The 14,859-nt window shown below is 61.4% G+C and carries 13 protein-coding genes and 1 pseudogene; 5 read left to right on the top strand and 9 right to left on the bottom strand.

Annotation, left to right across the window (positions count from 1 at the left end; genetic code table 11):
* The 8 genes and pseudogenes from ACROHD_RS10340 to ACROHD_RS10375 all read right to left on the bottom strand — a co-directional run.
* Positions 1–114 (bottom strand): annotated as a pseudogene (locus ACROHD_RS10340) (3-oxoacyl-ACP reductase); the annotation flags it as partial.
* Positions 111–1,154, bottom strand: coding sequence for an ester cyclase (locus ACROHD_RS10345; RefSeq protein WP_432677676.1), 1,044 nt, complete (start codon positions 1,152–1,154; stop codon positions 111–113). The pseudogene ACROHD_RS10340 and the gene ACROHD_RS10345, both read right to left, overlap by 4 nt.
* A gap of 132 nt (positions 1,155–1,286) precedes the next feature.
* The gene (hisD, locus tag ACROHD_RS10350; RefSeq protein ID WP_432677677.1) at positions 1,287–2,615 is read right to left on the bottom strand and encodes a histidinol dehydrogenase; all 1,329 of its coding nucleotides are present in this window, start codon (positions 2,613–2,615) and stop codon (positions 1,287–1,289) included.
* A gap of 55 nt (positions 2,616–2,670) precedes the next feature.
* On the bottom strand, positions 2,671–3,660 hold the full coding sequence (locus tag ACROHD_RS10355; protein WP_432677679.1) for a hypothetical protein: 990 nt from the start codon (positions 3,658–3,660) through the stop codon (positions 2,671–2,673).
* A 246-nt stretch (positions 3,661–3,906) separates the two neighbouring features.
* Positions 3,907–4,788 carry a carbohydrate ABC transporter permease gene (locus tag ACROHD_RS10360; RefSeq protein WP_432677680.1) on the bottom strand — a complete coding sequence of 294 codons (882 nt, stop codon included), beginning with the start codon at positions 4,786–4,788 and terminating at the stop codon, positions 3,907–3,909.
* A complete protein-coding gene (locus ACROHD_RS10365) occupies positions 4,788–5,813 on the bottom strand; it encodes a carbohydrate ABC transporter permease (protein ID WP_432677681.1) in 1,026 nt (341 codons plus the stop codon). Before ACROHD_RS10365 ends, ACROHD_RS10360 begins: the two co-directional genes overlap by 1 nt.
* Positions 5,814–5,881: 68 nt before the next feature.
* Positions 5,882–7,123 carry an ABC transporter substrate-binding protein gene (locus tag ACROHD_RS10370; RefSeq protein WP_432677682.1) on the bottom strand — a complete coding sequence of 414 codons (1,242 nt, stop codon included), beginning with the start codon at positions 7,121–7,123 and terminating at the stop codon, positions 5,882–5,884.
* Between the two features lie 92 nt (positions 7,124–7,215).
* A complete protein-coding gene (locus tag ACROHD_RS10375) occupies positions 7,216–8,265 on the bottom strand; it encodes an ABC transporter ATP-binding protein (RefSeq protein ID WP_432677684.1) in 1,050 nt (349 codons plus the stop codon).
* Between the two features lie 159 nt (positions 8,266–8,424).
* Here ACROHD_RS10375 and ACROHD_RS10380 point away from each other — a divergent pair, with 159 nt between their 5' ends.
* From ACROHD_RS10380 to ACROHD_RS10390, 3 genes are read left to right on the top strand one after another with little or no spacing between them, the layout of a single operon-like run.
* The gene (locus ACROHD_RS10380; protein WP_432677771.1) at positions 8,425–9,420 is read left to right on the top strand and encodes a nuclear transport factor 2 family protein; all 996 of its coding nucleotides are present in this window, start codon (positions 8,425–8,427) and stop codon (positions 9,418–9,420) included.
* 46 nt (positions 9,421–9,466) lie between these two features.
* Complete coding sequence (locus ACROHD_RS10385; protein ID WP_432677686.1) at positions 9,467–9,712, top strand: type II toxin-antitoxin system ParD family antitoxin; 246 nt, start codon at positions 9,467–9,469, stop codon at positions 9,710–9,712.
* Positions 9,702–10,010 (top strand): type II toxin-antitoxin system RelE/ParE family toxin, encoded by a 309-nt coding sequence (locus ACROHD_RS10390; RefSeq protein ID WP_432677687.1) that lies wholly within the window; start codon positions 9,702–9,704, stop codon positions 10,008–10,010. Before ACROHD_RS10385 ends, ACROHD_RS10390 begins: the two co-directional genes overlap by 11 nt.
* A gap of 3 nt (positions 10,011–10,013) precedes the next feature.
* Here ACROHD_RS10390 and dnaE read toward each other — a convergent pair whose 3' ends face one another.
* Positions 10,014–13,511, bottom strand: coding sequence for a DNA polymerase III subunit alpha (gene dnaE, locus ACROHD_RS10395; RefSeq protein WP_432677688.1), 3,498 nt, complete (start codon positions 13,509–13,511; stop codon positions 10,014–10,016).
* Here dnaE and ACROHD_RS10400 point away from each other — a divergent pair.
* Both ACROHD_RS10400 and ACROHD_RS10405 read left to right on the top strand, forming a co-directional pair.
* On the top strand, positions 13,510–13,731 hold the full coding sequence (locus ACROHD_RS10400; RefSeq protein ID WP_432677689.1) for a hypothetical protein: 222 nt from the start codon (positions 13,510–13,512) through the stop codon (positions 13,729–13,731). The genes dnaE and ACROHD_RS10400 overlap by 2 nt on opposite strands.
* Positions 13,715–14,647: an alpha/beta fold hydrolase gene (locus ACROHD_RS10405; protein ID WP_432677690.1), complete on the top strand. Its 933-nt coding sequence runs from the start codon at positions 13,715–13,717 to the stop codon at positions 14,645–14,647. Before ACROHD_RS10400 ends, ACROHD_RS10405 begins: the two co-directional genes overlap by 17 nt.
* Positions 14,648–14,859: the final 212 nt, after the last annotated feature.

The raw sequence follows: 14,859 nt of genomic DNA on the forward strand, positions 1-14,859 counted from the left end.
CGCCCCCGCCTCTGCCAGCGCCACGGCAGCCGCCAGCCCGATGCCCGAGGACGCCCCGGTCACCAATGCGCGCTTACCGTCGAGGCGGAACGAGGGGGTGCGGGGTAGGGTCATGCGTCTCTCCAATCCGGTTCGGGGATGGTGCCGGGGACCCGGGCCTTGTTGAATTCCCGCATCCGCCCCAGCACATCCACCCCAAGCTGCCGGTAGGCGTCGAGAATGTCCACAAGGACCCAGTTTTCGCGGATCAGACCACCTTCCAGACGCCAGAAATCGAGGCTGCGCAAGAGAATCTCGGTGCCCGTAGGCGCGATCCCCATCCAGCCGTCGCCCGAGAGGGTCAGGCGCATATTGGGCCAGCCGGTTTCGCAGACATAGTCACCCTCGCCCACCCAGTGGGACATGAGATCGCCCATAGCGTCGAGCTTGCGGTCAGGCATCCCGCGCAGGAACGGCCCCTGGTGCCAGGTGCGAAAGCCGGAAATGCCGCGCGCGGTGCCGATCCCGGCGGGGCCATACCAGTTCATCTGCGGGTGCCAGTAACGGTCGAGGCGCATGATCTCGGGGTCGGGATTGGCGGGGTATTTGCACAGATCCGTCAGCATGGCGATGACGTGATCCATCGCCGCCTGCCCGCAGCCTTGGATGGATAGGCCATCGCCTGACATGGGTGCAGGCGTGCAGAGGAAGGCGCCAAGCTGCGGCGCCATGGGCCAGGCACGGGCCTGCATCATCAGTTCGGGGATGTCCCAGATCGCCTGTATCTCGGTGATCTGACCGCCTTCGATGCGGAAGAACTCGTGATAGCGCATATGGGCAACGTGGCCCGTGGGCGGGATGCCGAGGAAGGGCGCGCGGAACGTGCCCATGTAATTGCCCATGCAGCCGACCCAGTCCTGCCCTTCGGGCGTGGTGCCCGCCATGACAATCATATCGCGACGTTCGAGGTCGGGCATGGCGGCCAGAAGCGGCGCATAGGCAGTGTCATAGAGCGCCGCACCGCCCGTCAGATCGCCGAACGGGTGGCACAGACGGGCCGTGGACTGTGCGGCGATGCTCGCCAAGGCGTCGCGAACCGGTTCCGTGGAAAACTGTGCCATCGCGGCCCGGATCGGGGCCAGAACAGATTTGAGCGCGGCGGTTCGGTCAGGCATGGCGCCCTCTTTCGGCACGGGCGCGGGATGGCCCTTCGAAGGGCCATGCAAGACGCGATTTGCAAATCGCGTGGGAAGCGGTTTCAAAACCGCTTTTTGAAGGCGCTTCGAAGCGCCCTTCCCGCGTTCCGATCACTCTGCCGCCTCCCTATGGGGCGCACCTTCGCCATAGGGCACATTCACCCCGCCATAGCGGCGCACCCGGATATTGCATTGTTCGGCATGACCGACAAAGCCCTCCAACATACACAGGCGCGAGCCGTATTCGCCGATCATGGTCGCGGCCTCATCGGTGGCAACCTTCTGATAGCTATGGGTTTTCAGGAACTTGCCGACCCAGAGCCCACCGGTATAGCGCCCGGCCTTCTTGGTGGGCAGCGTGTGGTTGGTGCCGATCACCTTGTCGCCATTGGCCACGTTGGTGCGTGCACCCAGGAACAACGCGCCATAGCAGGTCATGTTGTCGAGGAACCAGTCGTCGCGGTCGGTCATCACCTGCACATGCTCTGACGCAATGTCATCGGCGACGGCCAGCATCTCGTCATAGCTGTCGCACAGGATCACCTCGCCATACTCCTCCCAGCTGACGCGGGCGGTATCCGCCGTCGGCAGGATCTGCAGCAACCGGTCGATTTCGGACAGTGTTTCTTCGGCCAATTTGCGGGAGTTGGTCACCAGCACAGCGGGAGAGTTGTAGCCATGCTCGGCCTGACCAAGCAGATCAGTCGCGCAAAGCTCTCCGTCCACGGTGTCATCTGCGATCACCATGGTTTCAGTCGGGCCTGCGAAAAGGTCGATGCCGACGCGGCCGAACAGCTGTCGCTTGGCTTCGGCCACGAAGGCGTTGCCGGGGCCGACCAGCATATGCACGGGCTCTATCGTTTCAGTGCCGATGGCCATGGCTCCCACGGCCTGGATACCACCAAGCACATAGATCTCATGCGCACCGCCCAGATGCATGGCGGCAATGACTGCGGGGTTGGGCTTGCCCTGCCAGGGGGGCGTGCAGGCCACGATGCGCGGCACGCCAGCGACCGATGCCGTCGCCACCGACATATGCGCCGAGGCCACCATCGGGAATTTGCCGCCGGGGACGTAGCAACCGACCGATTGCACGGGAATGTTCTTGTGGCCCAGGATCACGCCCGGCAGCGTTTCCACCTCGATATCCAGCATCGAGGCGCGCTGCGCCTGCGCGAACTTCACCACCTGTTCCTGGGCGAACTTGATGTCAGCCAGTTCCCGGTCAGACAACTCGCCGATCAGCGCGTCGATCTCTGCCTGGGACAGCCGGTAGCTGGCGGGTGAGTAGCCGTCGAACTTCTCCGACAATTCCCGCACAGCCGCGTCCCCGCGCGCTTCGATATCGGCCAGTGTAGCCTCTACAACGGTGCGTGTTTTGGCGTCGTCCTCGGCGCGCTCGGATGCCGGTTTGCCTCGCTTGAGATAGTCGATCGTCATTGTCTCGTCCTCGGTTCTCGGTCAGGGCCGCATGTCGCGCGGTCCCCTATCTGTGTCAGGCCGCCTTGGCCCCGATCTCTGCGAACAGGTCTTTGCCAAGTTGCTTCAGCGCGTGCGGCACATCCACGAACACCCAGTTCTCGACCAGCAGATCGCCTTCGCGCCGCCACCAGTCGCAGACGCGGAAGAAGATGCGCTCGTTCGAGACTGGCTGTTCAAGGAAGGGTTTCACATTCACGCCAGTCAGAGAGGGCCAGCCGCCTGAGCAAGTGTAATTGCCATCGCCGAAGCGGGTGAAATGGCGTGTCATCCCGTTGTAGGACGACCCACCGGACCAGCCCTCGAATTGGCTTTCAAACGGCACCTGGAAGCTGGCGAACTGTTCGATTCCGACAAAGGATCCAAAGGCGCCCGGGCCATACCACATCATGTTTTCATGCCAGTATGGGCGCCACGCCTCATCCTCGGTTGCCAGCTGCGCCAGCATGTCGGTGACAATCCGGTAGCTGTTCTTCGCCGCAGACGGGTTGCCTGCTTCGCGCAGGATACCGTTCTGGTTGGCTGGTCCCTGGATCAGTCCGGTATGCCCGCGCGTCAGGCCCGGGCCCGTGGCAATCGGCCATTGATTGCACGAGATCATCAGCTCGAGGATATCAAGGAAGATGTAGCTCTCTACGGCCTGTCCATCCTCCATCCGGTGAAACTCGCCGTAGCGCAGGTAGCTCAGTTTTTCGGGCGCGCGGATGCCGATCCAGTCGCGTGCAAAATGGCCGACATAGTAGCCGGTCGCGCTGATCCATTGATGCCCGTCGAAGTCACCTGACATGACGATGTCATCGCGCCGGTAAAGTCCTTCAAAGGCCGACTGAAGCGAGGTGATTAGTGTTTCGGCATAGGCATCGCGGCCCGAGCACAGATTAAGGGGATGGACCACGTTGATCGCGGCATCGGGGTGAAAGAAACCCTCTAGCGCTGCGCCGAAATCACCGGGGTGTTTTAGGGCATCGGCAAAGTTGAAATAGGGTTGGCGGGTCTGGTCGGTCATTTGGGGCTATCCGGGGTTCGGTCATGGGGTCCTGTCTGTGGCTGGATCAAGATCCCCCTGGCCCTGCACGCATCAGCGCGAAGGGTATGCGCCCTGGCCTTCGGGACCGTACCGCCGCGAGGCTTAACCTTGCGTCCCGGCCAAGGGCGCGGATCGCGACGGCACCGGCCAGAACCATCCCAACCATGCCCCGGCGCGACGGGGTGGGTGGGCGGGCGGCGTGCCGGGGCATGGTCACATACCCTATCATCCTTTCACCGCCCCTGCGGTCAGGCCGCTGACGATCTGGCGCTGGAAGAACATCACCAGGATGAAGAGCGGCGCTGTGGCGGACACCACGGCGGCGACCGCGAACATCACGTTGCCTTCCGTATAGGTCGTGCCCAGGAAGGCGGCGATTTCGGGCACCATCGTGCGGTTGGATTCCGACAGCAGCATCGAGGTCACGGCGAAGTCGTTATAGGCCAAGAGGAAGCTGAACAGCCCAGTGGTGATCACGCCCGGCCACATCACCGGCACGATGACCAGCCGGAAGGCCTGGAACTGGGTGCAACCATCAACCTTGGCGCTTTCATCCAGCTCCTTGGGAATGTTCTGAAAGAAGCTGTGCAGCATCCACAGGGTGAAGGGCTGATTGATCGCCACCAGCACGATGATCGTCGTGGGCAGAATGCCCCATAGGTTCCACTCGAAGAAGGGCAGCATATAGCCCGCGACCAGTGTCACCGGCGGCATGGCGCGAAAGATCAGCGCAATGATCAGCAGCCAGAACGTATAGCGGAACGAAGAGCGCGACAGGGCATATCCGCCCAATGTGCCAAGAGTCAGCGAGGTGCAGACCACGAAGAAGCACACGATGAAGGTGTTGATGACGGCGCGCCAGAATTCCTCGGTCACCCAGGCCCCTTCATAGCCCGCGCCCGTGAAGGGGCTGCCATGGGTGCGCTCGGTGTTGAATCCGGTCAGTGCGTTGGTCCAGTCGGCGATCGAGAAGAAATCAAGCTCGACCTTGAACGATCCCCACAGCGTCCACAGGAACGGGAATGCCGCGAGGATCAGCCAGAAGACGATAAATCCGTTGGTGGCGATGCGCAGCGGCAGGGGTGCGCGGAGTGCTTTCGAAGCCATTACATTTTCCCCTTGAAGTCGCGCCAGGTGCGCACCAGCACGGGCGAGAGCAGGATCGCCACCCCTATGATGGTCATGACCGATGTGGCCGCAGCCGAAGAGAGCTGCCTCGTTTCGCCGCCAAGGTCATTGAGGATGAACCAGCTTAGCGACTGTGCATGTGCGGCGGCGTTGAACCCGATGATCGGCTCCAGCACCCTAAAATTGTCCATCAGCTGGATCAGCGCTACGAAAGTCACCAGCGGCATCAGATGCGGCACCACGATGTAGCGGACCTGCTGCCAGCGGCTGGCCCCGTCGATCTGCGCCGCTTCGATTTGGTCCTCGGGCATGGTTTGCAGCCCGGCATAGAAGACGACGAAGGCAAACGGCGCGGAATGCCAGACGCCATAGACGATCAGGGCAATCCACATCATCGGGGTCGAGGCCTTGACCGACAGATCGGGGTCATTCACCAGCCAGCTGATTAAATTGCCCAACACGCCCCGGTTGTCGATCATCCAGAACATGATCAGAGATCCGACAAGCGGCGTCACGATCATCGGCAGGAGCGAGAAGAAGATGACAACGCCTTTTAGCTTTTGCGTCAGGGTGTTGACCGCCAGCGCGATCATCAGCCCAAGGATGATCAAAAGCGGCGTGACGGTGAATGTATAGGTCAGGGTAAAGCCCATGGCGCGGTAGAAGGGCAGATCGCCCAACTCGCTGAAAAAGGCACCGAAGCTGTCACTGCTGCGCCAGGCTTCGGCCACCTCGGCAGTGGCCAGATGCCCGCGGTTTAGGTAGATATCCAGCCCCACGAACCGGCCCAGTGGGCGTTCCTCGCGCAATTCGCGCGTGGCAGCCTGATCGATCGTGGTTTCCTCGACACAACTGAAAGGTGTGCAGGTTTCCACGGTAACGAGAACCGGCTCCAGCGGGGCGAAGACCGACTGCATCACCACCGACACGATGGGGGCGGCGATGAACAGCAGCATCGCAAGGCCCGTCGGCAGAAAGAACCAGAAGAAGGTGCGATGTTTCATGGCGCTCGGCTACTCGGTCTGAGAAAGGCAGGGCGGAGGAGGATCTCCGCCCCGCGAGGGAGGACGGATTACTGGCGGTAACCCTGTTCCTGGGCCGCCGCGATATAGGCGGCTTCCACATCGGCCAGCGCCTGTTCAGCGCTTTCATTGCCTTGCATGAAGTCCGACAGTTCGGCGCCAAGCGCCGTGTGCATCAGACCCATATAGGGCAGCATCGGATAGGGAACGGTGCCCATTTCGGCAGCGGCGAAGACGCCCACGGCGGCCTCGGTCGGCTCATATCCGGGGATCAGCCACACGGCCTGCGTGCGCACCTCTTCATCTTCCATCAGCGCCGGGCGGATGCCGTTCATCATCGCGACAAAGGTGGCCTCGGCCTCTTCGTCCGAAATGTTGCGGGCCACGGTCCAGCCGTCCCACCACAGGGTGGAGGCCGGAATATCGCCGCCACCAACGGTCATCGGGCCGGCAATGGCAAAGCCATCCACCACCTCTTGCGGCACGCCATCGGCGGTGACCAGCGTCGCGGCGCGGCTGCCCCACATGTTCATCAGCGCAACGTTACCGGCGCGGAATTCCGCGTTGGTGGCGTTGGAATCGTGGGTCAGGAAGTCGGGGTTCATGTATTCCGACAGGGCCAGCATCATGTTCAGCGCCTGAACGCCGGCTTCCGAGTTCACGTTCGGCGCGGCGCTTCCGGGCTCAAAGTGCTGCCCGCCAAAGCCCAGGAACATGTTGTTAAACTCCTGCGCCAGGTTCCAGCCAGCGGCATAGGCACCGCCCACGGGATATTCCATGATGCCCGCAGCACGGATCGCCTCGGCAGCGGCCAGCATTTCCTCATATGTGGTCGGCGGCTCCAGCCCGACCTGTTCCAGCACATCGGCGCGATAGACCAGATGCTGTGCGTTCGCCATGAAGGCCACGGCCATGACCTCGCCGCCGATGGTGATCAGCTGGTTGCGGTTCAGGCCCTCGCCATTCGCTTCGACCAGATCACCAAGCGGGCGGATCACGTCGGCATTCATCAGCGCCACGATGGAGGAGTTCGCAATAATGGCCGAGGTGTATTCGGCGGGGTTGCCCTGCATACCCGGCACGTTGATTTCCTGATGGTCAGCGGTCAGGTTGGTCGACACTTCTGCGCCGGTGCATTCCTGAGCGCCTGCGCCGACGGTCTGAATGGCGGGAAATTCATTGCCGACGATAGAGACACGGGCACCGATTGTGCAGCCGTGGCCTTCCGCCAGGACGGCGGTAGAGGCAAGCAGGGTTACAGCCCCTGCGGTCGTGAGTGTTCTGAGAAACATGGAGATCCTCCCGTTGGTGTTGTCTGGATGCATCTTGCAAGCCTGCACCCCTGTTGGCCCGGCACCCTGTCGTGCCGGAATTGGAATGGGGGTTAACCCCCGATACGTGCCCCTGTTTTCGCGTCGAACAGGTGGCAATGCTCTGCCGGGATGCTGATCGAAACCGGATCTCCGATTTCGGCCCGAAAGGATTTGTCGGCCTTGGCGCTGACAAGCGCGCCGCCAATGCGCAGCGATACCATCGTGGCCTCGCCCAACAGCTCGAGCGTGTAGATCGGGCCGGAGATTTGGCCGCCCTCGGCCACAACGGTTGCATCCTCGGCACGAAAGCCAAGTGTCACGGCACCGTCGGGCACATCCAGCCCGTCGACCCGGGTGTTGGGGGCCGTGAAGCTGCCGGATGCGGCGGTGCCGTCCACCAGGTTCATCGCCGGATTGCCGATGAAACTGGCGACGAAGGTATTGGCTGGGCGGTCATAGATCTCGGTCGGAGACCCAACCTGCTGCACCACGCCGTGGTTCATCACCACCACGCGATCGGCCAGCGTCATCGCCTCGATCTGATCATGGGTCACGTAGACCGTGGTCACGTTCAACTCGTGGCTGAGGTTCTTGATCTGCGCCCGTGTAGATACCCGTAACTTGGCGTCCAGATTGGACAGCGGTTCATCCATCAGGAAAACCTTGGGCTTGCGCACAATCGCGCGGGCCAAAGCCACGCGCTGGCGCTGACCGCCCGAAAGGGCCGCGGGTTTGCGGTGCAGGAATTCGGTCAATTCTACCATTTCCGCCGCTCGCATGACCCGTTCTTCATGGGTCGCCGGGTCGATCTTGCGGACCTTCAGGGGGAAGCGGATGTTTTCGTAGACATTCATGTTGGGGTAGAGCCCGTAGCTCTGGAACACCATGGCGATATCGCGGTCCTTGGGTTCCAGATCGTTGACCACCCGGTCGCCGATCACGATCTCGCCCTCGGACGGGTCCTCAAGCCCTGCGATCATGCGCATCGTCGTGGTCTTGCCACAGCCAGAGGGACCAAGCAGCACGAGAAACTCCTCATCCGCAATGGTCAGGTCGAACTTGTCGACGCCCACAAAACTGCCCCATCGCTTGGAGATGTTGCGCAATTGGATTTCGGCCATCGGGCCCCCCGCAGGTATTTTGCATACGTTTGCACGAAGGCTAGACAAGGCGAGCGCAACTTGGCAAGGATTTTTTGCAAACGTATGCAGTTTTTCTCTGGCCATGCCATCGAGACTGCCCCAGACTGATTGCAAGTGCTTGAATTAAAGGTGGAGACCATGGTGGACTTCCAACCCGAAAAAGACCTCGTTCGCAGCTACTACGCGGCCCTGGATACTGCGACGGCGAGCGAATCGTCGGATGTCATGGCGCGGTTCTGCGCCCCCGATTTGATCTGGCGTGGGATGCATCCGTTCGACACACTGTCCGGGCCAGAGGCGGTGGCGGACCGGTTCTGGAGCCCGCTAAAGAGCGCACTCGCCCGGATGCAGCGGCGCATGGATGTGTTCATGGCAGGGCGCAATTCCCTAAGAGAAGACGCTGCGGTCTGGGTCAGTTCCATGGGCCATTTGATGGGGCTCTTTGACGATGCCTGGCTTGGCATTCCGCCAACGCGCAAAATCGCAATGCTGCGCTATGCGGCGTTTCACCGGATCGAGCATGGCAAGATCGTGGAAACCGCCATGTTCTTCGACATTCCTGCGTTGATGATGCAGGCGGGGCTACAGCCCTTCCCTGTTCAAACCGGCGCGCAGCTGGTCCAGCCCGGCCCCCTGCCCCATGATGCTTTGATGTTCGCGCCGCAGCCTCCCGAAGACGGCGCAAAAACGCTGGCCACCATCAACGCGATGATCTCCGATCTCGGGCAATGGCAATCCGGCCTGCCACTGGAGGAGGAACTGGCGCGCACATGGCACGACGATATGATCTGGTGGGGCCCCGCCGGGATCGGGGCGACCTACACGATTGAACGCTATGCCAAACAGCATTCCGGCCCCTTCCGCGCGGGCCTGACCGACCGCAGCGGCACCGGCCATATCTGCCGTTTTGCGGAAGGACACTATGGCGGGTTCTTCGGCTGGCCCAACTTCACCGCGCGGCCCACGGGCGGGTTCATGGGAATGCCCGCGACAGGTCAGCCGGGTGAATTCCGGGTGGTCGATATCTACCGGCGTAAGGGCGACAAGCTGGCCGAGAACTGGGTGTTCATCGACCTGCTGCATTTCTGGAAGACGCAAGGGCTGGATGTGCTGGGGCGGACGGTCGGGATTTGACAATCTTTGCCATCGCGACCATCTTGCTCCACAGGAGGTCCACAGAATGGCAACGATGAATATCTCGCTTCCCGATCAGATGAAGGAATGCGTCGATGCCCAGACTGCCTCGGGCCGCTACGGCAATGCCAGCGACTATGTCCGTGACCTGATCCGCAAAGACCAAGACCGCGCCGCCGCCTTCGCGGCCCTGCAGGCGGAGATCACCAAGGGTGTAGAAAGCGGGATCGCGGAAGAGTGGGATCCGGAAGAGTTTCGCAAGCGGATGCGGGCCAAGTACGGTGGCCTCTGACATCTATCGGATTTCTCGTCAGGCCGACGCCGATCTAGATGAAATCTGGCGCTACTCGGCAGACACATGGTCACCCGCGCAAGCAGAACGGCACTATGATCAACTGCTAGAGAGCTTCGACCGGCTAGCCGCCTTTCCCCTAATGGGGCGGCTGCACGCTCTGGCAACACCACCGGTTCGGATCCATCCAATGCGACAGCATCTTGTGATCTATACGGAAGATGCGGAAGGTATCACCAATCTTCGTATTCTCGGCTCGGCGCAGGATTGGAGCGTCATTCTCTCGGCGTTGGAATGACGATCAAACCTCCTCCACCATCAGCACCCCATCAAGGCTTTTCAACGCGCCTTTGATCTGCGGGTTCACGGGGAAATCTTCGCCCAATAGCACGTCTACTTCTCCGGGCAGCTCCGGGCTTAGCAGACACAGGCTGACGGGCCCCCGGCCCTTCAGCTTCGCCTCTCCCTTTGCGCGCTCCAACAGGCCCGCCACGGCGGGGATGGCCACGTCTTCCTCGATGAAAATCCGCAAACCCGATCCGCCCGCATCAGCCACCACACCATCCACGGGCTGCACGGTGCGGGCCAGCAGTTTCAGCTGTTCCCCCTCATAAGTCGCATCCGCCGTGATCACCACGTTGGAGCCGCTGTCCAGAAACTCACGGCTTGCCTCCAGCACCTCGGAGAACATGGTGACTTCGTAAAGCCCCGTCGGGTCCGACAGCTGCACAAAGGCAAAGCGGTTGCCGCGCTGGCTTTTGCGTTCCTGCCGGGAGGACACGGACCCCGCCATCTTCGCCACAAAGGCCCCGCCCTGAACCTTCTGCTCCACCTCTTCCAGCGTCATGCATTTCTTGCGTTTCAGCGCCGGCATATAGTCGTCCAGCGGATGACCGGACAGGTAGAACCCGATGGCCTTATGCTCCTCCGCCAGCCGCTCATTTGGCAGCCAGTCGGCGGGGTTGGGCAGGCGCGGTTCGGGCAGGTCATCACCCGCCTCACCAAAGAGCGATACCTGGTTGGAACTGCGCTGTTCGTGGATGGCGGCGGAGTAACCCACCAGCGCATCCAGACTTTCAAAGACCCGGCGGCGGTTGCGGTCAAGTTCGTCAAATGCCCCTGCACGCGCCAGCATTTCCAACGGACGCTTGCCGACGCGTTTCAGATCCACCCGGCGGGCGAAGTCGAAGAGCGTCGCAAAGGGCTGCCCTGAACGACCTTCTTCGATCAGCCGCATCGCCTCGACGCCGACATTCTTGAGGCCACCGAGCGCATAGACCACCCTGCCTTTATCAACGGTAAAGGTCGCGGCAGACCGGTTCACGCAAGGCGGAATGGTCTCCAGTCCCAGCCGGTCCACCTCCTGCTTGTAGACATTCAGCTTGTCGGTCAGGTGGATATCGCAGTTCATGACGGCGGCCATGAATTCCACTGTGTGGTTCGCCTTCAGCCACGCCGTCTGGTAGCTAACCACCGCATAGGCCGCCGCGTGAGATTTGTTGAAGCCGTAATTCGCGAACTTCTCCAGAAGGTCGAAGACCTCGGACGCCTTCTTTTTGTCGACGCCGTTTTCCATCGCCCCTTTTTCGAATTTGGGGCGTTCCTTGGCCATCTCCTCGGCAATCTTCTTGCCCATGGCGCGGCGCAAGAGGTCGGCACCGCCGAGGCTGTAGCCCGCCATGACCTGCGCGATCTGCATCACCTGTTCCTGGTAGACGATGATGCCTTGGGTTTCCTCAAGGATATGGTCGATCAGCGGATGGACGGATTCGCGTTCCTTCAGCCCGTTCTTGACCTCACAATAGGTCGGGATGTTTTCCATCGGACCAGGACGGTAAAGCGCCACAAGCGCCACGATATCCTCGATGCAGGTAGGTTTCATGCGCCGAAGTGCATCCATCATGCCCGAGCTTTCCACCTGGAACACCGCGACAGTCTTGGCACTGGCGTAGAGCTGATAGGTCGCCTCGTCATCCAGCGGAATGGCGTTGATCTGGTTTTCTGCCCCGGCGGGCGGGTCGTAAAGCTGTGTGCCGTCCGGCCCGATATGCAGGTCACGCCCCTGCCCGTGGATCAGGTCGATAGCGTTCTGCACGACGGTCAGGGTCTTCAGACCCAGAAAGTCGAATTTCACCAGCCCGGCTGGCTCCACCCATTTCATGTTGAATTGGGTTGCGGGCATGTCGGATCGCGGATCCTGGTAGAGTGGCACCAGCTCATCCAGCGGCCTGTCCCCGATCACGACGCCCGCCGCGTGGGTCGATGCGTTGCGCAAAAGCCCCTCGACCTGCTGACCGTAATCCAGCAGCCGCTTCACGACCTCCTCTTCCCGCGCGGCGTCGCGCAGGCGGGGTTCATCGGCCAGTGCTTTTTCGATCGAGACGGGCTTCACGCCCTCGACCGGGATCATCTTGGACAGCCGATCCACCTGCATGAATGGCATTTGCAGCACCCGACCAACATCGCGCACGGCGGCCTTGGACAGCAGCGCGCCGAAGGTGATGATCTGCCCCACCTTGTCGCGCCCGTATTTCTCCTGCACGTAACGGATCACCTCTTCGCGGCGGTCCATGCAGAAGTCGATATCGAAGTCGGGCATGGAAACCCGCTCGGGGTTCAGGAAGCGTTCGAAGAGCAGCGAATAGCGCAACGGATCAAGGTCGGTGATGGTCAGCGCATAGGCCACCAGAGACCCGGCGCCGGACCCCCGCCCCGGACCCACAGGAATGCTGTGTTCCTTGGCCCAGTGGATGAAGTCGGCCACGATCAGGAAGTAGCCCGGAAAGCCCATGCCTTCGATGATATCCAGCTCGAAATCGAGCCGCTTCTGGTATTCCTCCGGGCTGACCGCATGGGGGATCACGGCCAGACGCGCCTGGAGACCTTCATTGGCCTGACGGCGCAGCTCGCTCACCTCGTCATCGGCGAACTTGGGCAGGATCGGCGGGTGCGTCCGCGCGCGGAAGGCGCAGCGCTTGGCGATCTCGATGGTGTTTTCCAACGCCTCGGGAAGGTCAGCGAACAGTGTCGCCATTTCCTCGGGCGTCTTGAAATAGTGCTGCGGGGTCAGGCGGCGGCGCGGTTCCTGCTGATCGACATAGGCCCCTTCCGCGATACAGATCAGCGCGTCATGCGCCTCGTACATGCTGGATTTGGGGAAATAGACATCGTTGGTGGCAACCAGCGGCAGGTCCATCGCATAGGCCATTTCCACATGGCCCTGTTCTGACAGGCGCTCCGCCTCGGGCAAGCCGCCTTCGCCGGGGTGGCGCTGCAGCTCAACATAAAGCCGGTCGCCATAGATGCCCTTCATCCGCGCCATCAGCGCCTCGGCCTTGGGCCGCTGGCCGTTGCGCAGGAAGCGCCCGATTGGGCCATCGGGGCCACCAGTCAGGCAGATCAGGCCATCGGAGTGGGCGGCAAGCTCCTCCAACGTCACGTGGGGCAAGCTGCCATCGCCACGCAGGTAGAGACAGGAGTTGAGCTTCATAAGATGCTCATAGCCCGTCCGGTTCTGGGCCAGCAGCACCACGGGCGCAGATGGGCGCGGTTTCTCACCCGGCTGCGGCGGGTCGTAATCAAGGCTGAGCTGACAACCGATAATTGGTTGCACCCCGGCGCCCGCCGCCAGCTCCGAAAATTGCAGGGCCGAGAACATGTTGTTGGTCTCGGTCACTGCAACGGCGGGCATCCCGGCGCCTGCGCACATACCGGCCAGCTTCTTAACCGGAACGGCCCCTTCCAGTAGGGAATATTCGGTGTGAAGGCGGAGATGAATGAATCGGGGGGCGCTGCTCATGGTAGGACTGTATCGTGCCAATCTTGCGGAGGGAATTGAGCTTGGCTTCCTAGATGCAGATTTCCGTCAGCCATCAATCGTCCGGTTTTTTGGGGTCATTCTAGGAACAGATACCGATTTGCCCCCACAAGGTTTCCAGCCTGGAAACATTAACATCTTCAAACTTGCCTTGGCGCAACCAGGGTGCTCTGCTGCTTGGAATGATGACCCGTGGCTCTGAACATCCGGTGGAAGTTCACGCATTCGCCTCTGCCGCTTTGGAGAGCGTGCAAGGGCCTTCTGCCCCTGTGCCGGACGTTCCCGGCCCAGACAGCTTACGTCGGCGCGTCCTGCATCTAGCCGCCGGACTTTTCCCGCGACTGACCGCACGGCTGCTTGCCCGCCGTTTCCTGAGCTCCACCTCCTTCGTGGACCGCGCGAAAATTGCCGCCTCGCCAGATATCACTTTGGTCGAACTTGGCACCGGAGGGGCAGTGCTGCGCCACGCAGCTCCAGACCCGACGCGGCCGTATGCACGGGTTCTGCTCGCCCATGGACATGACGGTCATCCAAGGCAATTCGCGCGCATCCTGAAGGCGCTGCGAGTTCGCAATGCAGCGGTCGATGTCCTGGTGTTGCCCGGTCATCTGGATCAGCAGCCGGAAATCTGTGGAGTTGACCGTATCGTCGGCGCCATCGGCGCCGCTTTGGATCTGTTTGGCCCTTATGATTCTGTGGCCACCCACTGCGTCAGCGGCAACGGGTTGCTACACTGTCTCGATGAGGGGCGCGACGTGGGCAGCGTGGCATTGATTTCCGCCTCGCTCGACCTGCCGCACCTGGTCCGCACAAGCGGGGTTCAATATGGGCTGAAGGGAAAGACGCTGGACCATTTCATCGCGTCGGTCGGCTCGCTTGGCGCACCGTATCCGCTGAATACGCCGTGGCACCACATTGCGACCAGACGCGGTGAACCGCTGATGGTGATCCACGCTAAGGCAGATTGGGCCGCACCGGTTGAGAATGCCGAAGAGCTTGGCAAGCTCTGGCCGAACGCGGATATCCGTATCTTCGACCGGGGCGATCACAACACGATTCTCTCCGTCAGCCCCGCCGTCACGGCAGTTGCAGAGTTCCTCTCAATGATTCCGCTGTGACCTTCCTGTTGTCAAAGCGTTCAATTTTCACCCACATCCCGTGAATAGAACGCATTATTGTGCATTTCTTGAAAGTCCTTTCGCCCGCATCAGTGCCGCATCGCTTGCCACAGAGAGAAAAAGCCGCTTTCCTGAGGACGCAACAGGGAAGGCGCAATGGCTTTACGTCGCATCGGGCCAGCGCAGATGAGGGCAACGTCCCTCCGACCAGA

The sequence above is a fragment of the Nioella aestuarii genome (assembly GCF_050896395.1).
GTDB classification, from domain to species: Bacteria; Pseudomonadota; Alphaproteobacteria; order Rhodobacterales; family Rhodobacteraceae; genus Nioella; species Nioella aestuarii.